This window comes from Citrobacter sp. H12-3-2, assembly GCF_009649895.1.
GTDB classification, from domain to species: domain Bacteria; phylum Pseudomonadota; class Gammaproteobacteria; order Enterobacterales; family Enterobacteriaceae; genus Citrobacter; species Citrobacter portucalensis.
The window spans coordinates 2706915-2729634 of record NZ_CP045837.1 but is presented as its reverse complement, the minus strand read 5'-3'; the positions used below and the strand labels follow the sequence as shown (position 1 = coordinate 2729634).

Here is a 22720-nt window from a genome sequence, read left to right as displayed (position 1 = left end):
TGCTTATGAAAACGTGCCACACATGGCTGCTTTGTGTGTGGCTGGCGTTTCCTGCCCTGGCAACACGCCAGGTTGTGGATGATGCTGGTCACACAGTTACCGTTCCCGCGCATGTTGAACGTATCGCGGATGGCTGGTTTGCCCATCATTCGGTGCTGATGACGCTGGGTGCTGGTCGTAACATTGTTGCGACGGTCAACCATGAGGAAAACCAGCCATGGATGTTCAAAATCAATCCTTCTCTGAGACAAGCCTTACATATACGAGGAACATCATTTAATAGTGAGGATTTGTTGGCCCGGCACGTCGACGTGGTGTTTGTGGCAAAAGGAAAAGGGGATGCTCAAAGCTACAGTCAGGCGGGTATTCCGGCCCTTGAAATGGCATTTACTGACTATGCTTCGATGGAAAAATCGGTCACTACGACCGCAGAGGTTCTGGGTACCGAGCAGGCTCGCGTCCGTGCAACGGCTTACAATCAGTATCTCAACCGTGTACTCGCGGATGTGCAGGCTAAAACTGCGGAGCTGGCGGAAAATCAGCGCCCTCGGGTACTTCATATTCAATCGCTAAATCCGCTTAAAGTCGACGGCAGGAACACGTTGATCGATACCTGGATTACGCTGGCGGGTGGACGGAATGCGGCAGGTGAAGTTGACGGCAACATGAAAGAGGTGTCGCCCGAGAGGGTGCTCTACTGGCAACCGCAGGTCATTATTCTCGGTGCGGGGTGTGGTGATATCGCCAGTTCGCCATACGCAGCATTGTTCAAAGAACTTAACGCAGTGAAACAGGGTAACGTCTGGCGCAATCCGGCGGGTGTGTTCCCCTGGGATCGCTACGGCACTGAAAGCGCGTTGCAGCTACAGTGGGCTGCATCGAAACTGCATCCGGCATTGTTTAGCGGCCTGGATATGGTCAGCGTAACGCGAGATTTTTATCGCCAGTTCTTCGATTATTCGCTCACTCAGGAGCAGGCGATGCGAGTTTTAAACGCGTTACCCCCACAGGAGTAGCGCTCACGTATAAAGACAGGCGTGATAAGGATTGCACGCCATTTTTACCCCTCTGAAATGTGGGGTTTGGTGCGCTCATGATGAAAATGGTTTGCCAGGCCTCTCGTTATATAATTTAATGCATATCGTTTTTACTCCTCTATTCAGATGGTATCCCATGTTAACTTTCCGCTCTTTTGTGCTGGTTTGCGCCAGCATGTTGTTTGCGTTTTCTGCTCAGGCCGACCGAACGATCACCGATCAGCTTGGTCGACAGGTCACGATTCCTGACCACGTGGACAAAGTGGTCGTGCTGCAACACCAGACGTTGAATATTCTGGTCCAGCTCAATGCCCAGCAGGACATTGTTGGTGTGATGTCGAGCTGGAAAAAGCAGCTCGGGCCTGAATTTGCGCGCTTTATGCCGACGATTACTACATTGCCGACGCCAGGCGATCTCACCAGCGTGAACATCGAAAGCTTGTTGGCGATTCATCCGCAGGTGGTTTTTGTCGCCAACTATGCGCCCGCGGAGATGATCCAGCAGATTCAGAACGCCGGTATTCCGGTCGTGGCTATCTCATTACGCAAGGATGCCACCGGGCAACAGAATAAAATGAATCCGACCATGGCCGATGAAGAGCAGGTCTACAACGAAGGGTTGAAGCAGGGTATTCGCCTGATTGCGGACGTGGTTGGGCGCAAACCGCAGGCCGAAACGTTAATCGACTACGTTTTTACCGCGCGGGCAAAATTCAATGCGCCGGTTGCAAAAATCCCGGATGCGCAAAAAGTCCGTATTTATATGGCTAACCCCGACCTGATGACTTACGGCTCCGGGAAGTACACGGGACTGATGATGCAGCACGCGGGGGGATTAAATGTGGCGGCTGCCAGTGTGAAAGGTGCCCGTCAGGTTGCGCTGGAGCAGGTATTAGCGTGGAACCCGCAGGTGATTTTTGTCCAGGATCGCTATCCGCAGGTGGTAACTGAGATCCAAAACGATCCGAACTGGCAGGGGATTGATGCGGTGAAAAATCATCGCGTCTGGTTGATGCCTGAATATGCCAAAGCCTGGGGCTATCCGATGCCGGAAGCGTTGGCGATCGGTGAACTTTGGATGGCCAAAAAACTGTATCCGGATGCCTATAAAAACGTGGACGTTGATGCGCAGGCCCAGGACTACTATCAACGTTTTTATCGTGTGAACTGGCAGTCTGATGCAGCTAAGTAACCGTATTTTGCCCCAGCAACCGCTCTTAATCGTTGTGGTCCTGTTGCTGGGCGTCAGTTCGCTATGCCTCGGACAGTATCCGCTGTCGTTAAGCGAGGTGTTTTACCACCTGACGCACTATAGCGACGCTGAGGGAATAGGCAGCCAGGTTATCTGGACGGTCAGGCTACCGCGTATTCTGATGGCACTGCTGGCGGGGGGCGCGCTTGGGTTATGCGGCGCGACGCTGCAAGGGGTATTTCATAACCCTCTGGTCGACCCGCATATTATCGGCGTGACGTCGGGGGCGGCCTTTGGTGGAACACTGGCCATCCTGCTCGGACTTTCGCCCTGGCTGATGATGGGATCAACGTTTTTCTTTGGTCTGACAGCGTTGATCTTGGTGTATGCCATTGCTGCGTTACAGGGGCTGGAGAATACGCTGGTATTGATCCTGTCGGGTATCATTTTGAGCGGTTTTTTTGCCGCGCTGGTGAGCCTGATCCAGTATCAGGCTGATACCGAAGAGACGTTACCTAATATTGTGTTCTGGCTACTGGGCAGCTTCGCGACGGCCAACTGGCATAAAGTGCTGCTGTTGGCGGTCCCGGTCGGTATCGCCGCGACGGTTTTGTACCAGCTACGCTGGCGGATAAACCTGTTGTCGCTCAATGACAAAGATGCCAGAGCACTGGGTGTGGCGGTGGTTCCTCTGCGACGCAGCATTTTGGTGTGCTGCGCATTTTTGGTCGCGGCTCAGGTGGCGGTCAGCGGCAGTATTGCCTGGGTTGGATTAGTGATTCCGCATCTGGCGCGTTTGCTGGTGGGGGTTGATCATCGTCGTTTACTACCGTGCGCCTTCTGGTTGGGGGGCGGATTTATGATTGTGGTGGACGATATTGCTCGCACCCTGATGCACGCGGAGATACCGTTGGGGATTATTACCGCATTGTTCGGCGCGCCGTTGTTTGCTTTCTTACTCATACGTACCAGCCGTCGGGAGAAATCATGATACCTGCCGCACTGCGTGTACATCAGCTTACTTATGGGTATAGTACGCCGCTATTTGAGCCGCTAACGTTCTGTTGCCAGAAAGGTGAGATCTGGGCCGTGCTGGGACGCAACGGCTTGGGTAAAAGTACACTGCTCGATACGTTAACCGGCACGTTGCCTGCTTTAGGCGGGAGTATTGAAAATAACGGTGGGATAGGGATTGTGGCACAGCATAGCCATCTGCCGTTTCCGTACACGGTCAGCGACGTGGTGCTGATGGGGCGAGCACAGCACGTGAAGCTGTTTGCGCAACCCAGTCCGCAGGATCAAAAAAGAGCAATGCAGGCGTTAGAGCAGTTGAATATCGCGTATCTCGCCTCCAGCTCATTTGGCTCACTTTCTGGCGGGCAGCAACAGTTGGTGATGATTGCCCGGGCTTTGGTGACAGAGTGTCAAACGCTGTTACTGGATGAACCGTGTTCCGCGCTGGATCTCGCCAATCAGCAGGTGGTGCTGCAGCTCATCAGCGATCTGGCCCATCAACAGGGATGCAGCATTCTCTTTTCGACCCACGATCCGCTTCATGCGTTACAGGTTGCTTCCCATACTTTGCTGCTACTCCCTGAAGGAAAATGGCGGGCAGGGCCCACGAACAGCATTGTGACGGAGGAGAATTTATTCCTGGCCTATGGCTTAACGCTGAGAAAACTCAGCGTGGAGAACTACCAGACGCCGTTTATCGCACCGTTGTTTTCTATTCGTCGTTAAGCGTTAAGAATCCTGCGGCGCTAAGAAATTCCTGCCCGCCGCGGGAGAGTATGAATTCAACCAGCGCCATGACTTCATTGGATGCATCAAGCACCGCCAGTTGGTATTCGCAGCGAATATTGTGCTCATCGGGAATAGCCACGTAAAGTACGTCGGGCATCGCGCGTAGCGCGTGTGCGTAATGCGCGTAACCGATAAACAGATCGGCCAGTCCCTGGCGCAAGATCCAGGCGCTCGCCAGTTCCCCTTGTGGGATTTTTACCGTATCACGACCACCCACCAGCGGGATTGCGCGCGTCCGAAGCTGCTGCCCGAGCCCTGGTTCCAGTACATCCATATTGTCGAAAAATGCCCAGGTATAGTCTCCGGAAGGGTCGCAGCCGGGCGTTGATGTACCAGGTCGCAGCGTTGGGTCGCGGAGTAAATCCAGCCAGACACCGGTTCGGTTGCTGACAAGGCTCAGTTTGTTCCAGCAAAAAGTGTGCGTAGAGACGGCTATATTACGTGCTAACAGGTTTTGCGGATGTTCCCGGTTGGCCGAGGCAAAGAGCGCACACGGTTCTCCCGCTTCAATACGCTCACGCAATAAACCGGCCGGACCATATTCAACATTAACGTCTATTCCACTCATGCGCGTGAACTGGCTTATCAGTGGCGTAAATGCCAACCGCAAACTGCCTGCGGCGAATAATGTGATTGGAGATGGCATTGTCTCGTTGTTCCCTTATATGATAAGCCATAAACGTTTTGTTATTATATATGCGAGCGTAGCGAAATGAAATAATGATATTACTTGTGGAGTAGTTCTTTGAGTATGTTGACAATTGAATTGATAATTAATTGAACCCGAAAAGGCTGCTCCGTTTTTTTGTTATAAATAACAAAGAGTTCCAATTTGGCAGTGTAGTTTTCGGGTAGAGTAGGTATCAGAACGTTAAGATTCGTTTCTTTAATGATTAAATCAGGCATAAATAAATAACCGAGACCCGATTTCGCAAGCTCAATGGCTGCATAAGAGTTATCACAGGCAAAGTCACCATTGATGATGGTTTTTACTCTCTCACCATTTGTTTTATCATCGATATACCAGATGTTATGGTTATTTTCCATATGAGAGAAAAAGAGAATACATGGACTTTGAGTGTAGTCGGCAATAGTACGAATGGGATTACGGGCAATCATTTCACGTGTGCCATAAATATTTGCAGGTATTGACGCAATATTTCTGGCAACCAGTTCATCATTGTCGGGTAATGAATGTGTAAAAAGAATGTCGCAGTTATCACTGAAAGGAACCCCAAGCGTGAATTCGGAGTTACTAAGGTTACTGGTAGTTAGCATTAATTTAATTTCAGGGTGCTTTTCTTTCAACCCTGGAATCACATATTTGGTGATAAAAAGTAGTTGACCCGTTGGTGCGTGGATCCTGACAAACCCATCAGAAGCTTGTTTATAGGCCATCATAAACGTCTGAATATCATCGCAAGACTTCATGTGTTTTTTGATATAAGGGAGAAGTTCTTCTCCAAAGCGGGTCAGTCTGATGGGGCGGCATGAGCGATCAAACAAGGAAAAACCAAAACGTTCTTCAAGCTGTTGTAATGTTCTGCTGATGTTAGGCTGTGCGATTTTCAGAGTATCAGCGGCCTGGCTCAGGCTTCGGGTACACGATAGTTCATAAAGTATTCGAAGCTCATTATCGTTAAAACCGATTTTTTGTACCACTTATCGCCTCAGTCATACCTTGTGAGTTTTATCCGCATAAACCGCGCAGGGTTTTCGCTGACGTCTTTTTAAATGGCAGGTATGACTGCTCATCTAATATAAAAAATAAATACAATAAATAGCAAGGACATACCATTTAAACTGCGGGTGGGGTTCGTTGCAATAATCTTTAAGCATGTGATGCCGATGCGTAAGATAACATGTTTTGCGTAAGAAAACAAAAAAGCCATAAATATGTAACAAGCTTCAGTGTTCGATGTTGTTATCCTGAAAATTATTATACATACAAGTTAAATAAACAACCTGTGTAGAGACGATTCACTGCGGTTCTGGCGAGCTCATTCATACATTATATCTAATACGCATAATGTTATGCGCATCTAGTACGGGACGAATGAGAATAATCCGACTAAAGTACCGCGCAAATTTATGGCTGTCCCTTTATTTTATGATTTAAGAATTGATTCTTAAAAGACTTTTAATAGCCTGGTAACGTTTTATTCACCTCCACGGCAAGTTCAATCCTGAGTTTCCAGCAAAAACCTCTAACACTATGATTGAAAGAATTGTCTGGCTTTGCCTGATCATAACGACACCCGTGCTGGCGGCAATAACAACCGCACCACAATCATCGCCGTGGCAAAACGAATTACTTGCCCGGCCTTCCGTTGTTTATGTATTGCAGAGCGGAGAAACTACGACATCAATTGCAGAACGCCTCGGGCTTACGACAACTCAGCTGCATTATTTCAACCAGTTCAGAACGTTCAATAAGCCTTTTGCGCAATTAAGTCCGGGAGATGAAATAGATATTCCGTCGTCATCATCCAGTGAGTGGAAGACAAAGGAGACTGCACACTCGCTGGACGAAAGACAGGATCGTGAAGCGGGCGCTAAACGACTGGCGGGTGGCGCAACAGGTCTGGCGAAAGTACTGGAAAATGGCGATGTGGCAGAGGCGGCCAATGGGTTAGTGCGCGCTGAAATTAACCGTCAAGCGAATGACACAGTTAATGATTGGCTGGGGAAACTCGGTACGGTGAAAACGCAGTTGAGCGTTGATGAAGAATTTTCGCTTGATGAAAGCAGTATTGACTGGCTTGTACCTTTACATGAAACAACGAACAACATCCTGTTTACGCAGTTGGGTTATCGAAATCAGGACCAACGAAATACAGTAAACGCCGGCGTAGGTGTTCGTCATTTCAGCGGTGATTGGATGCTGGGATTTAACACCTTTTATGATGCTGATCTAACCGGAAACAATCGCCGCTTAGGGGTGGGAACTGAGCTGTGGCGGGATTATTTTCAGCTTTCGGGGAATGGTTATTTGAGGTTGTCTGACTGGCAATCCTCTGATGATGTTAAAGATTACGATGAGCGCCCGGCGAACGGTTTCGATGTGCGTCTGCAGGGCTGGTTGCCACAATATCCACATTTTGGCGGCAAGTTTATCTACGAACACTATTTTGGTGATGAGGTCGGGCTGACGAGTGAGGATGAACGAGAAAGAAATGCCTGGGCTTTCACCACTGGAGTCACCTGGACGCCATTTCCGCTGATGACGCTGGGTATTGAGCAGAGTCTGGAAAAGGGCGATGAGAGCAACACCCGTGTGCAGATGGGCCTCGCATGGCGACTGGGTGAGTCCCTGAAATCCCAGATATCTCCTGATGAAGTGGCATCACTGCGCGAGCTCAAGGGCAGTCGTTACAGTCTGGTAGAGCGTAATAATGTCATCATCCTTGAATATCGCGAGCAGGATCTGCTTCAGTTGGCTCTTTCCGAAGAGGCTATCCACGACGCTGAATATACGGTACATACCGTTTCAGCCACTGTTTCAGGCAAATATCCACTGTCACAAATAACGTGGGATAACGCCGCGTTTCTGGCGGCTGGCGGTGAATTTCGGGCACTGAGCGTCAATCTGTTTTCCATGACGCTACCGCCGTACCAACACACACAATCCACGGACGGTGTGGCAAATCAATATCGTTTAGTCGCCCAGGCACAGGATAGCGAGGGGCATACCAGTAATACTCAGACATTGTTAATCGATGTATTACCGGTGAATCTGGCCTTTGATGATGAACTCAGGGTGGCGGGGAACGGCGCGCCTGCCGATGGTAAGACGCCGGTCACGATTACCGCAACTCTGGTGGATGATGTGGGAAAACCGGTGAGTGGAAAAACCATCAACATGGGAATGACCTTCGCTGATGGCAGTAAAACTGCAGAGGATATCGTCAGTAATGCCGCAGGCCAGGCGATTTACCATGTCGTATCGAGCGTGGCGGGCCCCGCGAAGGCCACGGCTCGGGTGTCCGATCTTATCCAGAGCGCGGACGTGCTGTTTAGCCCAGTGGCAGCAGATGGAACACGTTCATCGTTGCTGGTCAGCCCTGCGGTGATCAGAGCCGATGGTTACGACGTGGCTGATATCACCTTTAAAGCCTACAGCAGCCAGGGAGAACCGGCTTCGGGACTCGAGGATATTGCGTTTCAGGTTATTGGTGTCGACAACACAACGACAGGCAAGGTGCGGGAAATCTCACCGGGCGTCTATCATGCCAGGATGAGTGGCATAAATGCCGGAAAAGGTCTGGTACAGGTCGTTCAGGGGAACGTACCGACCAAAACGCAGCGTCGTCCTGTCACACTGACGGCCACAGGCAACCCGGTTGATCCGGCACAATCCACCTTAAGCGCGACGCCGCAACAAATCTCCGCCAATGGAAACGCGGAGTCTTTGCTGATGCTACGGTTAACCGACAGCAGCGGGAATCCACTCAAAGAAAAGAACGTCAGATTTTCCACGACTCTCGCCGGAACCACCATCAGTGATGTCACGAACCGTGAAGACGGTACTTATGTTGCAACACTCACTGGTACCACTACCGGGAAGGCTGAAATAGTCACACACGTAAACGGTGTTGTAACGACGATTGAGCCGAGGGTGGTGAAGCTGATTCCGGATGACAATGCGGCCAGCGTCGAGACGCTGATGGTGGTTGACGATCACGCCGTGGCCGATGGTGAAGACGAGAATATCATCAAGGTGACGGTGCTGAATGCGGATGGCACCCCGGCGGTTGGCGAAATCGTTCGACTCTACGCCGACAATGATGCGGAAATTCCCCAGTCGGCTACCACTGATGCTCACGGTGAGGCAACCATTGCATTAACCAGCAAAGTGGCCGGCCAGGCCACAGTGGTGGCGGAGATAAATGGCAACACGGAGAAGGTGGAAACCAATTTTACCGTGGACAGCGGCAGTCTGGATCCTGAGCGATCCCGGACAGGAGCCGTACCAGAACGCATTGAAGCGAATGGCAACGCGGAATCGGTTATTTATTTTGTTCTGCTGGACCAGCAAGGCAATCCGGTTCCCGGGCAAAAGGTGACGTTCAAAAGCACCCTTGAAGGAACAACGTTAAGCCCGGTGAGCGATAACAACAACGGTACCTATAAGGCCTCTTTGTCGGGCGTAAATGCGGGTGTGGCGCAAATTACTGTCAGCGTGAACGACAATCCGTTTCCCGTTTCGGCTGTAGGTATCACGCTAACACCACAAACAGGGGCGGCAGGACATGGCGAAACGACAGCGATCACGGACAATGCGTTGGCCAATGGTACTGCTGCCAATCGCGTGAAGGTCAAAATCAGCACTGCTGACGGAGAGCCTGCCACTGCTCAGGCGGTACGATTTGTCGCAACTAATGGCGCCTCGGTTCCGACATCTGTGATGACCGATAACCAGGGCGAAGCCATTGCGACAGTCAGCAGCCGCATTGCCGGTAAATCTGTGGTTTCCGCCATGTTTAACGGTCATGTGCAGCAGGTTGAACTCACTTTCCTGGCTGATGCGAGTAGCGCTTCTATTTTCCCGGGAGAGCTACGGGTCATTGCGGATAACGCACTGGCCAACGGCGTCGCAGAGAATGTAGTCAGCGCAACCGTTCGGGACGCGTTTGGAAATCCGCTCGCTGGACAAAGCGTCAAATTTAACGCGAGCCATGGCGCAATAGCCTCCGCCGAGGGCGTGACCGACGAAAAAGGCACCGTGATCGCGCGTTTTACGAACACCACGGCCGGGCGTAGCGAAGTACTGGCTACAGTCAATGGTCAGGGCCAACACGTAGCGATCGCTTTTTCGCCATTCGTCTCATCGGTAAACGTGCTGAGAGGTGGTCAAATACTGACCGGTCATCCTCAGGTGGGCGATCGATTATCCGCAGTGGTGATGTGCGGTGAGGGCGCCTGCGAAGAGCAACCCTCACGCTTTCAGTGGCAGGTGGAAACCGCTGTGGGCAGCAATCAGTTTACCGCTATTGCGCAGGCGACAGATCGTGAATACGTCGTGTCTCGCGAATGGCAAAAGCGCGCGTTGCGCGTTGAAACACAAGAAACACGATGATTCCTTTTTCCCGGCTGACGCCTTAATCCATCTTATTGTTGAGTACTTTTATGAAAAGCAAAAATTTCGCATTAACCGCCAGCAGCGCTTTATTATTGCTGTCATATCCCGCACTGGCCGTATTGTCTGACCCGACCGACAGTGTCAAAGGTCGTGCGCCGGTGATCACTCCGAGCACGATTGTTTCTGCAGATACCAACAGCAACGGCGTATTCGACATTGGTGACGTGATTTCTATTAGTGCACAGGGGACATTCAGCGATCCTGATGGTGACGCCGAGGGCCAAAAAACGTATCAGTGGCAGGCGGACGGTGCAGACATTACCGGTGCGACGAGTGAGACCTATACCGTCACGGCAGGCGATCTTGGCAAGAAAATCACCGTACTGATTACCCCACATACCGATCCGGCGATTACTGACCCGGATAGCGGTATTGCAGTTGCGTCCAATGAGCTATCGACAGCTTCGGCGAACACGCCTGTCGCCGTACAGATTGAAGGTGCGATCAATGGCTATCCGCAGGTCGATACTGCGCTGAATGCGGTGGTGCAACTGGCTGATGGTACCAACGGCAATGCCACAACGTATCAGTGGAAGATTGAAACGGCTGTTGGTTCCGGCGTGTATCAGAATATCGCTGGAGCAAACGGGAATACATATACGCCTGTCGGGGCAGACCAAAAACGTAAAATTCAGGTTGAGGTGCATTAATACCTCATATGCAGAAGCGAAGCAGTCAAGCGCTGCTGCGTGTAATCGTCCAACGCTCGGATTGTTATAACAATGAAGCTGAATCATGCCGCATTATTCCTGCATAGCGCTGCGGGAGTCCTGTGCGTATTTTTCGCCACTGAAGCGCTGGCGATCACTGCGCAAACTTCGACCGTAAAAGGGCGTCCGCCCGTTGCGGGTCAATTGCAGATCATCAATACTTCTGCGCCAGGGTTTAATCCAGCACAGGGAGATGAGCTGGAAATTGCCTATGTGTTTCATGATCCCGATGGATTACAGGAAAGCAAACAAGAAAGTCTGTTTCGCTGGCTGGCTGATGGACAAGAGATTGCAGAGGCAGACCGGCAGCGTTTCTCTCCAGGCAAAGCGCAGAATAAGCACTATCTGACCGTTGAAGTGCTGCCCGTAGAAAGGGAACCTTCCGACCCAGACCGTCCCGATGCGCCGTTTATTAGCCCGGAGACCGCAGCGCCGGTCCTTCCTCCTCGTGCTGCGCTGTTTTTAGCCTTTCAGCAGACCACCAACATGATGCGCTGGGGGGATGCGTACACTTACTGCGCTAACAATGGAATGCGTTTACCCGATGTGGATGACCTGCAGGCGATGTTTGTGACCTTCACTCGGGCCAATCGGGTGGGTGAGGATTCCATGGGCGATCTGCAGCATACCTATGGCATTCCTGCCAGAAATGCAGTCTGGACGACTCGCGCGGTGGGTGAGGAAAACCATTCGGTAGGGGATGTGTTTACCGACGGGCATGCCAGCATCGTATCAAATGGCAGTCGGCAAACGGTATTTTGTGCAAAGACGGGGCCGGCTCAGGGTCTTCCGGCGATCAGTCACTTAGCGATACCCGCGCCGCGCGAAGGGCAAACAGTAACGCTGTCTTATCAGTATTCCGGCAATCCTACGATTCCTGATCGATCGCGTTTTCAGTGGTTTAGGGCAGATAACGCAGCGGGCACATCGGGTAAAACGCCCATTGTGGGCGCGGTGGAAAAAAGCTATGTCCCGGTACAAGAGGATGTTAATCACTATCTGGTGGTTGAAGCTACTCCGGCGAGCTATGACACGGTTGTTGGAACGCAGGTCACTACGGTTAGTGAACAGGTCGTCGTGGGCGAAGATATTACAGTCCCGGCCACGACGACTATCCACGTCAACGGCGTCACGTTTGATACCAACAGCGGTTTTCCGCGCACAGGTTTTGTGGGAGCCAGTTTTCAGTTACGCATGAATGGCAATGCAGCAAACAATCGAAATTATGACTGGCGTGATGACAAGTCATGGCTAAGTGTGAATGAAAAGGGCGTTGTTAAATTTGCCAGCAAACCAGACGCTGTAGATAGAACAGCAACCATTCTTATCCGGACGAAAGATGGTAGTGCATCCTATGTTTACACGTTTTCAGTCAATAAATGGCTGATCACCAGTTCATCACCAGCAGGATTCAATAATGACTGGTGTGGTAAACAGGGAGAGGAATACCGCAGACCCTCAGCGGAAGAGTCAACGCTTAATGGAGAACGTTCGGCATCAACGGGGCGCTGGTGGAGTGAGTGGGGCGCGTTGTACAACTTTGGCGGCGGTTGGGTGAATGCACCTTACTGGGTTGACGAGTTAGGAAGTAAAAATACCATAAATATGAGCAACGGCCTGATCACCTACACCAAAAAGAGCAATCGTGTGGTGTGCATTACGGCGCTTGATTGAACTGTTTAACCTGACTGAATGTCTGCCTGTTCGGTGATTATTGCCTGCGGGCAGACATGACAAAATCTTGCCACATCAACGAAAGCTTGTGATACGCAAAGACGTACTAACAATGATTGTTTTGAATAAATAAAAAAGGAAGTATGAATAAATAGCACCAAATCAAAGGGATATGATTTGGTGCGTCCGAGTGGACTCGAACCACCGACCCCCACCATGTCAAGGTGGTGCTCTAACCAACTGAGCTACGGACGCAAAATGGTGCGTTCAATTGGACTCGAACCAACGACCCCCACCATGTCAAGGTGGTGCTCTAACCAACTGAGCTATGAACGCAACGTTGTAGGTGACAACGGGGACGAATATTAGCGGCACAGACCGAATGAGGCAAGAGGGAAATAGCATTTTTCTTCCTGATCTCACGCGATTGCAGAGTAATTAAGCAAGTTGATTATATTTTGTTGATTTTGCAGCGTGTTTTTTATTCAGACAGCGAACTGGGGCATACCAGGGGCGGTTCGAATTACAGAGGCGCTCAGACTTTAAGCGCTGTAAGGATAGTGGTTTCTATTTTCTCTGGGGTAGTGAAGGGGGCAAATCGCTTAAGCGGCTTGCCGTCACGCCCGATCAGGAACTTAGTAAAATTCCACTTGATCCGACTACCCAGCACGCCAGGTAATTCGTCTTTCAGGTAACGAAATACCGGGTGCGTAGCGGCACCGTTGACTTCCACTTTCTCAAACATCGGGAAGCTCACACCGTAGTTGATGTGACAGGTTTGCACGATTTCGTCGGCTCCACCGGGCTCCTGGTTACCGAACTGGTTGCAGGGAAAACCAAGCACCACCAGACCCTGCGCGGCGTACTTCTTGTAGAGCGCTTCGAGGCCTGCATATTGTGGAGTGAAACCACAATGGCTGGCGGTATTAACCACCAGAACCAGTTTGCCAGCGTAGTCGGCCATACAGATGGGCTGGCCATGCAAACTGGTGGCAGTCAGTTGATGAAAGGGGGCCATGCCAGAATCCTCAAATAAGATAGCATTACTCATGTTGCCCGCGAGTGACAGGCTTCGCTGCGTATCTATTTATTATGATCGCAACTGCAGTTTTAATAAACTTGCCATTGGTGCAGGGCAAAATGAATGAAGCACATTTGCGCTGGTTTATTCTCGATGATGGTTGTAGCGGCAGTGGATTGGGCAGAAAACTGATTCAGGAGGCGATGAACTTTCGCGAAGAACAGAAATTCTCTGCGGTACGGTTATGGACATTCCATAATATATTTTAACCAACCCGACGAGCGTTCCATTCGTCGCGCGTGATTTCCCAAAGTTCAGAATCCAGCAAACCGCTGACATACTCTTTCTTTTCCGTCTTGATAAGTCGCATGCCGCTACTGTCTGAAATACGTTTGGAACGGATATTGAGAGAGGCTTTCGGCGCACGCAATACCGTCTTATTTAACGTATTAAACCAGTAATCCGTAGCGACATTACTGGCTTCACGCATAAAACCCTGCCCCTGATATTCCGGAGCTAACCAAAATCCACGGTTATTATCCTCAACGTCATAAAGGCAAATTAAACCTATGAGAACGTCAGGGGCCTCACGGAGTCTGATAGTCCAGATCCACGCAATCCCTTTTTCCATATCAGGCAGGGCAACGTTATTGACGTAATTCTCCGCACCGTTATCAGGATAGGGCCAGGGTACTGAGGAGACCATATAGCGAACTATCTCCCAGCGGGGATAAAGCACCTGAATCTGCGAGGCATCTTCGGCTTGTAATGGTTTTAACAGCAAGCGTTCCGTATGGAGTATTGGTATTTTCATATGCACTTTTCCTACTCGATCAAGATAAGAGGATCAATGTGGGGAGGATTTTGAAAAAATATTAATAACCAGAACCCCAGCACAAATAAGAAGCATACCTGCGATCGCCGGAAAATCTAGCTTTTGCCCACTTACCAACCAGCCCAAAAGACTGATTAATACGATTCCAGCACCTGACCAAATTGCGTACGCAATACCCGTTGGAATAGTTGACAGGGTCTGGGAGAGAAGATAAAAGGCTGTGCAGTAGCACACAATAGTCGCTACAGATGGCCATAGGCGTGTGAATCCGTCAGAGAACTTCATCAGGGTTGTACCTATGACTTCAGCTACGATGGCCCCGGCAAGGAAAATGTATGAATTCAAAATCTGACCCCATATGACAATTTAAAGCAAATATCGTATCACAAAGGGGCGGGTGAGTTTGAACACAGGAGTTATCCGCGCAAGACCTTGAAGCTGCCGTACTGAACTCATAGCGATTAGATTTCCGTTGGTGAGTTCTCCTGCCAAGAGCAAAAGAAAACTCAGGCTGATAATGCGATGGACATATCCATACAACGCAGATCTGTTTGGGCAAGTCTTGATGGGGATGTCGTTTCCTTGATAAACATAAAACCATGCTTTTCGTAGAAAGTTTGCGCGTTTGGTGTTGAGGTCAAGGTTAACTGTTTCAGCCCTCTTTTAATCGCCTCATCTTTAATCGTTTCAATAATCAGGCTAGCAAAACCTTTACCAAAATAATCCGGCAACGTAAAAACAGCTTCTACACTACCTTGGGTAAGATCCAGATATCCCGTTGCTACCAATCCTGCATCAGGCAGGTCTACAACAAAGAAAGGATTTTCCGTAATAACCTCCCTGTAATGTTCAGGCATAGCTTCAGGCGTCCAGGCCTCAAGCACCTTGGCACAATAACTTGGCTTACATCCTTCCCGGATAGAAAGATTCCTTATATTCCAGCATGCTGCAGCCTCTTCAGGTACCGCAAGTCTGATTTTCATTTGTTCTTCCTTTTCGTCTTATTACATTTATAGATTTATCATGAAACGGTTTCGTTTCAACATCGTTGTTTAACAAAAGAGGGTAGTCCATTACTGGCACGGAGTGGACAAGTTACCATCATGAGCAGTGAGCAGATAATCGACTCTTGATGAGTCGATTATTCAATGCAAACGGGGCATAGTAATTCATTCAGTACAGGATTATGCAGCTCAATCCATCGACACAAAATAATTGTGAGGTTACAAATATGACGCCTACATTGCAAGGATCTCTTGTCACGCTCCGTCCTCTGCTTGAGACAGATGCTCAGCTATTGATTGATGCGGCAGCGGATGGGGAACTCTGGTCCCTGCCATTTACGGTGGTTCCGTCTGCTGACACCGCAGATTCGTACATTCAGAAAGCCCTCAAGGGGCAGATCGAAGGCACAGTCATGCCGTTTGCTGTAACGCTTTCGTCAGATCAACGTGTCATTGGGTCAACACGTTTCTGGAAGATTGATAGAGAAAACCGAAAGCTCGAACTTGGTCACACCTGGTATTCACAAAGCTGGCAAAAAACAGCTGCAAATACCGAGAGTAAACTGTTATTGCTGCGGTACGCCTTTGAGCAACTGAAGTGTGTTCGCGTTCAGTTTACGACTGATGTATTGAATGAGCGCTCGCAGGCTGCCATTCTCCGTATTGGTGCGATCCAGGAAAGCATCATCAGAAATGAACGAATTATGCCTGATGGTCGAAAACGTACTTCCATACGGTACAGCATAATTGATGATGAGTGGCCGCAGGTTCGGACCAACCTTGAGCACCGCCTTTCCAGTTACAGGAAAGAGAAATAACTCGAGGTTTTGCGGACAGAAGGTCTGCTGTGAGCGAGGAGCGGTCGTTACCGACACCAGCCGATTTTCATTAATGTAGCACTTCAAATTGGTAGATAACTTGAACCAGGTTCGACTTCGTCACTACATATGGAAAATAAAGTGTTGATGTATAATTATTTTTTCTTATGTTAATTCATTCTAACCTGAGCTCCAGAAATTATTCTTAACGACGGAAGTCCATAAAATGAATATCGAAGCATTTGCTTTTGGCACCACCAACTGGGGTGAAGTCGAAAAAACAGAACATCCAGGGGAAACAGGCATAGCCTACTGGCGAACACAATTTTTTGGCCACAAGCCGAACCAAATCCGTGTGCGAATGGTTGAATATACCCCAGGCTACCTTGCGGATCATTGGTGCAGTAAAGGTCATGTCCTTTTATGCCTGGAGGGAGAGCTCGAAACACTGCTCGCAGATGGCCGCAAATTCACTTTAACTGCGGGGATGAGTTATCAGGTTGGTGATAACGCAGAACCACATCAGTCCAGAACGGAGACAGGAGCAAAACTCTTTATTGTGGACTGACGGATTCGTTGTTGCGTTTGCGATGTCCGCTCCTGGCTCTGAGCAGTCGTATGAGGAGGTACTGTTTTTCACGTGAAATTTGAATAGTTGAAGGCCATAAGTACGGATGATGAGAGGCTTGAATAACCTGTGTGGTTTTGGAGTAGTTTTACACCACTTGAAGCGTGATTTTGGGGGCATCTTTAGGAGCAGGGACATACAAAGGGACACATTAATAGCTGCTATAACCCGCTATCAACTGTCCCTGAAGTTGTTTATCATGCTGATTTATATGTATTTTTTTAAATGATTATATTTTGTTAATTTTGCAGAATGCTATTTACTCAGGCTGTGCGCCGGGCGAGTCGCACCTGATTGTTAAACTGCGTGATGTTTTGCATTCCTACGTGCTGGAGTCACTTAAATAATTACACAGCAACTTCCATAAGTAATGAGCAGCCGGTGTAAAACGATGATCGGAGCTACGCAATACATGCCACTGACACTCTCTGGCAATATGATGATCAATCGGTATTGCCGTCAATTCCCCAGGATAAGAATTAGCATTAGCAGTTTGTTCTGTCATAAAAGCAATCCCCAGTCCCGCACGGCACAGGGCTATTGCGCTGGTAAACAGATTACAGCAGTAGGATGGCCTGAACATAATCGCTTCATCGCGAAACATCGCAGTGAGATATCGCTGAAGCCCAAAATTGTCATGCATAGCAATCAGGCGATGCCGGGAAAGTTCCTGAAGCGTTACTTTCTTTAAACCAGAAATAACATGATCCTTCCTGACAATGGCACAAATGGCTCCCCGGTTATAGCTATATCGTTTAAGTGCCGGTTGCCCAACGGGACCAAATCCTACGGCCATATCCACTTCACCTCTTGCAATGAGTTCCATCGATGTTTCCATGTTGCCAGAGGTGATATCGACAAACACATTCGGGTAGATTTGGGCAAAATCGCTCACGACGTGGGTAATGATTTCCTGGACCATCCCTTGTCCAACGCGCAGCGTAACTGTCCCTCCACGCATATGGCGCATATCGCTGAGTTGCCGCTCAAGTTCATTGCGTTTTTGTTGAGTAATGGCGTAGTCATCAGCCAGTAATCTTCCTGCCTCGGTGAGTACAACGTTACGTCCTCTTTTTTCCAACAATGGCAGCTGTATTGTTCTTTCCAGAAGAGAGATTTGGCGACTGACAACCGAAGGGTTAAAGCCAAGGATGTCGGCGGCTCTGCGGATCCCACCGTACAATCCGACCATATATAAATAACGGATCGCTTTTTCTGGATAGGTGCTCAATGTCATGTTTTTGCCATTATTGTTGACCTGAAGGCAACAATAATAGCATAGGAGCCTGATTCTTTTTCAACCGGGATTCATCACATACTAATGCTAAATACCTATGCGGAGAGTGTGGCAATGAAGAGCGTTGTTAATTACTTACAGAAACATACTGACCTTATCATGGAAGATATCAGCGATTTGGTACTGGCTGAGTCTCCTTCAACGGATAAAGCTGCTGTTGACCACTGTGGTGACGTTTTAAAAGCTATTTTCGAAAAGCGTCTGGGTATACAGGCTGAAACTGAAAAACAGACACATTACGGTAACCAGTTAAAATTTGTTCTGGGAAAAGAGGGCCCGCAAACCACAATTTTGGGGCATTTTGATACGGTCTGGGATAAAGGGGTACTCTCACTTCGCGAAGAAGAGGGGAAATGGTATGGCCCGGGGATCCTCGATATGAAAGCCGGGATGATTCAGTCTATCTGGGCAGTTCGTGCGTTAAAAGAGAGCGGGCAGCTCGGCGGTAAGCGCATTGTTTTCCTGTGCAATAGTGATGAAGAACTCGGAAGTCCAAGTTCGAAGGAATGGATTATCCGTAATGCTACAGGATCTGAGCAAGTTTTGGTTGTTGAACCGGCGACAACTCATGGTGATTTAAAAATTGCCCGTAAAGGCACTGGTCGCTACCGCATTGCTATCACAGGTCTTGCTGCGCATGCAGGCAATAATCCTGGTGAGGGGGTTAGTGCTATTGAGGAAATGGCTTTTCAGATCCTCAAATTGCGAGAGTTGAATGATCCTGAGCGCGGTACCACCGTTAACGTTGGTATTGTACGGGGTGGCAGTAGGGTCAATGTCGTCGCGGATTATGCCGAATTAGAAATTGATACCAGAGTGGAAAATCAGTCAGAAGCTGCACGGATCCATGATGCTATCACCCGTTTGACACCTCATTTGCAGGGTAGTCAACTCAGGATTGAAGGAGGGCAAACTCGCCCACCGATGGAACGTTCTTCAGCTTCCGAACAGCTATTTGAAAAAGCGCAAAAGATTGCGGAAATACTGGGCATTACGATTACCGCGAAATCGGCTGGAGGTGGTAGTGATGGAAACTTCACCGCGGCGTTAGGTATTCCTACATTAGATGGCCTTGGTGCGACAGGAGCCGGTATCCATGCGCTCCATGAGCATATATTACCCGAAAATATCGTTACCAGAACCGCACTGGTTGCTGGAATGATGCTTAACGATATTAATTCTGATGATGGAGCATAATTTTAGCTAAATACATCATACACACTCAACGACATTATTGTTTGTTATCCTCATGTAACCACTGTGGCTATATGGATTATTAATATCTTGACGAATAAATAACAGGACATATCCATGAGTGCTTTTATTATTGCGATAGTTATTACTGTCGTTGCGGCTTGGTTAATTATCAAGAATTACCAGTCGCAAACTATTTTGCTGTTAGCGGGGCTTTCCTTGTTAACAATTACAGCCATTTTCTACCCTGAAAAAAGTATCTTATATGGAAATGCAAAATCCACAGGGTCTGTCTGGATTGATATATTTGCTTTTGTAAAAGGTTCATTATCAACGCAGGTAGCAGGGATCGGTTTGATTATTATGGCGGCCGGTGGTTTCGCCAGCTATATGGATCATATTAAAGCTTCAAAGGCCATGGTTGACGTCTGCATTAGGCCGCTGGAGGCTTTAAAAGCACCTTACCTGATCCTTGCCATCGGCTACATTTTTGCGCAATTGCTCCATGTTGCCATCTCCAGTGCTGCGGGCCTTGCAATGTTATTGCTGGTGACATTTTTCCCGGTTTTGGTTCGGCTTGGGGTAAGTAAGGCTGCTGCCGCGGCTATGATTGGCATGTGTGCCTTTATGGATCTTGGGCCGGCCGTTGGCACCGCGAACTTAGCTGCTGAATATGCTGGCATGGAAACAGCACTGTATTTTGCTCATTATCAGATGCCGGTAGCTGCGGCGGTGATGGTTGTCGTTTCTATATTAATCTATTTTACGGCGAAATATTTTGACAAAAAAGATGGACATGTTGTTGCGTCACAATGTGCTGTGCAACCCGAGATTGCTGAAAAAGATGACGTGCCAGCACCTAAGTTCTACGGGTTATTGCCCATTTTTCCTGTCGTTCTGGTATTGGTGTTCAGTCCGTTGGTTGTTGATACCATTAAAGTAGATGTCGTGACTGCAATGGTTATCGGAACTATTGTCGCCTTTATTTTTGAGCTATGTGTAAAACGAAACTTTAAAGAGTGCTGCAAAGGAGTACAAGTCTTCTTTAAAGGTATGGGGAGTATGTTTACCAGTATCGTTTCATTACTGGTATGCGCCGAAATTTTCGCACAGGGATTACAAAAAATTGGTGCAGTGGATTATTTACTCGATGCGACACATAACGCTGGCTTTGGTTTCACCAGCATGACGATTGTAATGGCATGTTTGGTCGGGGTAACGGCCGTACTGACAGGGTCGGGGGTTGCAGCCTTCTTTTCATTTGCCGGTATGGCGCAGTCTATTGCAACAAAATTTGGTATGAACGCCGTACATATGCTTCTGCCAATGCAACTGATGGCTGGGATGGGACGCGCAATGTCGCCTGTTGCCGGTATTATTATTGCCGTCAGTAAATCGGGAGAGTGTTCCCCATTTATGATCGTGCGCAGAACGGTCATTCCGGCACTTGGTGGAATCATAACTATGCTAATCGCTAATACGCTAATTTCCAGTATGTAAGAGTAACTGAATACGGAAGGTTTTTATCTGGATGAACACTATGTTAAATGAAAATGTGGATAATTTGCTCTATATTCCTTACTCAGGTTCTGTTCTACTCGAATCTCCTCTTCTTAATAAAGGAAGTGGTTTTAGCGAAGAGGAACGAGTGATATTCAATCTGGAAGGATTGCTACCCAATGCAGTTGAAACAATTGAGGAGCAATCCCATCGAGCATATCGCCAGTTTAGCGATTTTAAGTCTGCTATTGCACAGCATATCTACCTTAGGAACATTCAGGACACTAACGAAACACTATTCTATTATCTGGTGAATAAACATTTAGCAGAAATGCTACCTATTATTTATACACCTGTTGTTGGCCATGCATGCGAACATTTTTCTGATATTTACCGTAGGGCCAGAGGGTTATTTATCGCATGGCCGGATCGCCATAAAATCGATGATATATTGCACAATGCCACGAAACAGCATATTCGTGTCATCGTCGTCACCGATGGTGAACGGATCCTGGGACTTGGGGATCAAGGTATTGGTGGCATGGGGATTCCAATCGGCAAACTGTCTTTGTATACCGTCTGCGGTGGTATAAATCCGGCAAATACATTACCCATTCTGCTGGATGTTGGAACCAATAATTCTCAACTGCTAAATGATCCTCTTTATATGGGATGGCGTCACCCAAGAATTACCGGGGAAGAATATTTTGAGTTTGTGGATATGTTCATAAACGCGGTTAAACGTCGATGGCCTGAGGTCCTACTGCAATTCGAGGATTTTGCTCAGCAAACGGCACTTCCTCTTCTGGAGCGATACAGAGATGAGATGTGCTGTTTTAATGACGACATCCAGGGAACTGCTGCCGTCGCGCTAGGATGTTTAATGGCGGCAAGCTCAGTCTCCGGTCGTTCATTATGCGAGCAAACAGTTGTATTTCTGGGGGCCGGATCGGCTGGTTGCGGTATTGCGGAGCATATTATTCAGCAGATGATCGCTGAAGGCTTGTCTGAAGTGGAAGCTCGCGCCAGAATTTATATGGTGGATCGGTTCGGATTGTTGACTGATGACCAGGCAAACCTTCCACCTTTTCAGCGACAACTGTCACAGCCTCGAACGATCGTCGAAAGCTGGGGTGTGGAAAGCGAAAAAATGACGCTGATGGATGTTGTTTGTCACGCACATCCTACGGTGTTGATAGGTGTTACCGGCCAACCAGGCTTGTTTAGCGAAGCTATTATTAGGGAAATGTACAAGTACTGTAAGCTCCCAATAATCATGCCGTTATCCAACCCAACTTCACGGGTCGAGGCGAGGCCGGAAGATATTATTGAATGGACAGAGGGAAACGCCATTGTTGCAACGGGAAGTCCATTTAATCCCGTAATATACAAAGGAAAGGAGTATCCCGTTGCACAATGTAATAATGTTTACATCTTCCCTGGTATTGGTCTAGGGTGTCTGGCAAGCCGCGCCACACGAATTACAGAAAATATGTTAATAACGGCAAGCCGAACGTTAGCCTCTTTTTCGCCAATGAAAAGCAATAAAGATTCTCCATTATTACCGGATATAAATAATATTCAGGAAGTAACAAAGGCTATTGCCTTTAGTGTTGGTATTGCAGCGCAACGCGATGGCGTAGCCATTCGTATACCGGAGGAATCATTACGAGGCAAAATTGACGAGATTTTTTGGCATCCGCAGTATCGTCAATACAAACGGACCTCATACTGACGCTAATCACCCCCCCCTCTCTGGAGGGGGATTGACGCCACTCATCGATAGGGAGGTTGGATTTTAGTACAATGCATCTTATTCTCAACGCAAGACACCCTTGCTGACCGATGGCGAAGGTCATGGGATA

19 protein-coding genes, 2 tRNA genes and 1 pseudogene are annotated in these 22720 nt (G+C 48.6%); 13 read left to right on the top strand and 9 right to left on the bottom strand.

The window, feature by feature from the left end; genetic code table 11:
• Positions 1-5 precede the first annotated feature (5 nt).
• From GHC22_RS13055 to GHC22_RS13040, 4 genes are all read left to right on the top strand, one after another.
• Positions 6-1016, top strand: a complete 1011-nt coding sequence (locus GHC22_RS13055) for an ABC transporter substrate-binding protein (RefSeq protein WP_048235459.1) — start codon at positions 6-8, stop codon at positions 1014-1016.
• 157 nt (positions 1017-1173) lie between these two features.
• Positions 1174-2229 carry an ABC transporter substrate-binding protein gene (locus GHC22_RS13050; RefSeq protein ID WP_048235458.1) on the top strand — a complete coding sequence of 352 codons (1056 nt, stop codon included), beginning with the start codon at positions 1174-1176 and terminating at the stop codon, positions 2227-2229.
• On the top strand, positions 2216-3220 hold the full coding sequence (locus tag GHC22_RS13045; RefSeq protein WP_153753197.1) for an iron ABC transporter permease: 1005 nt from the start codon (positions 2216-2218) through the stop codon (positions 3218-3220). Before GHC22_RS13050 ends, GHC22_RS13045 begins: the two co-directional genes overlap by 14 nt.
• Positions 3217-3969, top strand: a complete 753-nt coding sequence (locus GHC22_RS13040) for an ABC transporter ATP-binding protein (protein WP_153753195.1) — start codon at positions 3217-3219, stop codon at positions 3967-3969. Before GHC22_RS13045 ends, GHC22_RS13040 begins: the two co-directional genes overlap by 4 nt.
• Here GHC22_RS13040 and GHC22_RS13035 read toward each other — a convergent pair.
• Positions 3956-4678, bottom strand: coding sequence for a substrate-binding domain-containing protein (locus GHC22_RS13035; RefSeq protein WP_153753193.1), 723 nt, complete (start codon positions 4676-4678; stop codon positions 3956-3958). The two genes, GHC22_RS13040 and GHC22_RS13035, sit on opposite strands and share 14 nt — an antisense overlap.
• Positions 4679-4758: 80 nt before the next feature.
• Entirely contained in the window at positions 4759-5694 is a 936-nt protein-coding gene (locus tag GHC22_RS13030) for a LysR family transcriptional regulator (protein ID WP_153753192.1), read from the bottom strand.
• A 553-nt stretch (positions 5695-6247) separates the two neighbouring features.
• On the opposite strand from GHC22_RS13030, the gene GHC22_RS13025 reads away from it, so the two are divergent.
• The 3 genes from GHC22_RS13025 to GHC22_RS13015 all read left to right on the top strand — a co-directional run bounded on the left by GHC22_RS13025 (position 6248) and on the right by GHC22_RS13015 (position 12558).
• A complete protein-coding gene (locus tag GHC22_RS13025; RefSeq protein WP_153753190.1) occupies positions 6248-10111 on the top strand; it encodes an inverse autotransporter beta domain-containing protein in 3864 nt (1287 codons plus the stop codon).
• A gap of 50 nt (positions 10112-10161) precedes the next feature.
• Positions 10162-10824 (top strand): ZirU family protein, encoded by a 663-nt coding sequence (locus tag GHC22_RS13020; RefSeq protein ID WP_219987902.1) that lies wholly within the window; start codon positions 10162-10164, stop codon positions 10822-10824.
• A gap of 72 nt (positions 10825-10896) precedes the next feature.
• Positions 10897-12558, top strand: coding sequence for a hypothetical protein (locus tag GHC22_RS13015; RefSeq protein ID WP_153753188.1), 1662 nt, complete (start codon positions 10897-10899; stop codon positions 12556-12558).
• Positions 12559-12736: 178 nt separating this feature from the next.
• On the opposite strand, the gene GHC22_RS13010 is transcribed toward GHC22_RS13015, so the two are convergent.
• From GHC22_RS13010 to GHC22_RS13000, 3 genes are all read right to left on the bottom strand, one after another.
• Positions 12737-12813 (bottom strand) — tRNA-Val (locus GHC22_RS13010).
• Positions 12814-12817: 4 nt separating this feature from the next.
• A tRNA-Val gene (locus GHC22_RS13005) sits at positions 12818-12894 on the bottom strand.
• Between the two features lie 199 nt (positions 12895-13093).
• Positions 13094-13576, bottom strand: a complete 483-nt coding sequence (locus tag GHC22_RS13000) for a glutathione peroxidase (protein WP_153753187.1) — start codon at positions 13574-13576, stop codon at positions 13094-13096.
• A gap of 125 nt (positions 13577-13701) precedes the next feature.
• Here GHC22_RS13000 and GHC22_RS12995 point away from each other — a divergent pair.
• Positions 13702-13842: pseudogene (locus GHC22_RS12995) on the top strand (MarR family transcriptional regulator); the annotation flags it as partial.
• A gap of 2 nt (positions 13843-13844) precedes the next feature.
• Here GHC22_RS12995 and GHC22_RS12990 read toward each other — a convergent pair.
• From GHC22_RS12990 to GHC22_RS12980, 3 genes are all read right to left on the bottom strand, one after another.
• Complete coding sequence (locus tag GHC22_RS12990) at positions 13845-14393, bottom strand: GNAT family N-acetyltransferase (RefSeq protein ID WP_153753185.1); 549 nt, start codon at positions 14391-14393, stop codon at positions 13845-13847.
• Positions 14394-14426: 33 nt separating this feature from the next.
• Positions 14427-14759 (bottom strand): EmrE family multidrug efflux SMR transporter, encoded by a 333-nt coding sequence (locus tag GHC22_RS12985; protein WP_063941528.1) that lies wholly within the window; start codon positions 14757-14759, stop codon positions 14427-14429.
• 161 nt (positions 14760-14920) lie between these two features.
• Positions 14921-15397: a GNAT family N-acetyltransferase gene (locus tag GHC22_RS12980; RefSeq protein WP_071446926.1), complete on the bottom strand. Its 477-nt coding sequence runs from the start codon at positions 15395-15397 to the stop codon at positions 14921-14923.
• 248 nt (positions 15398-15645) lie between these two features.
• On the opposite strand from GHC22_RS12980, the gene GHC22_RS12975 reads away from it, so the two are divergent.
• Positions 15646-16236: a GNAT family N-acetyltransferase gene (locus GHC22_RS12975; protein ID WP_153753183.1), complete on the top strand. Its 591-nt coding sequence runs from the start codon at positions 15646-15648 to the stop codon at positions 16234-16236.
• A gap of 226 nt (positions 16237-16462) precedes the next feature.
• A complete protein-coding gene (locus GHC22_RS12970) occupies positions 16463-16804 on the top strand; it encodes a DHCW motif cupin fold protein (RefSeq protein WP_048226653.1) in 342 nt (113 codons plus the stop codon).
• Between the two features lie 382 nt (positions 16805-17186).
• Here GHC22_RS12970 and GHC22_RS12965 read toward each other — a convergent pair whose 3' ends face one another.
• Positions 17187-18101, bottom strand: a complete 915-nt coding sequence (locus GHC22_RS12965) for a LysR family transcriptional regulator (RefSeq protein ID WP_032943279.1) — start codon at positions 18099-18101, stop codon at positions 17187-17189.
• 114 nt (positions 18102-18215) lie between these two features.
• Between GHC22_RS12965 and GHC22_RS12960 the strand changes: the two genes are divergently transcribed.
• From GHC22_RS12960 to GHC22_RS12950, 3 genes are all read left to right on the top strand, one after another.
• Positions 18216-19358, top strand: a complete 1143-nt coding sequence (locus GHC22_RS12960; protein ID WP_048235450.1) for a M20 family metallopeptidase — start codon at positions 18216-18218, stop codon at positions 19356-19358.
• Between the two features lie 114 nt (positions 19359-19472).
• Positions 19473-20855 carry a C4-dicarboxylate transporter DcuC gene (gene dcuC, locus GHC22_RS12955; protein ID WP_153753181.1) on the top strand — a complete coding sequence of 461 codons (1383 nt, stop codon included), beginning with the start codon at positions 19473-19475 and terminating at the stop codon, positions 20853-20855.
• Positions 20856-20895: 40 nt separating this feature from the next.
• Positions 20896-22590 carry an NAD-dependent malic enzyme gene (locus GHC22_RS12950; protein WP_153753179.1) on the top strand — a complete coding sequence of 565 codons (1695 nt, stop codon included), beginning with the start codon at positions 20896-20898 and terminating at the stop codon, positions 22588-22590.
• Positions 22591-22720 lie beyond the last annotated feature (130 nt).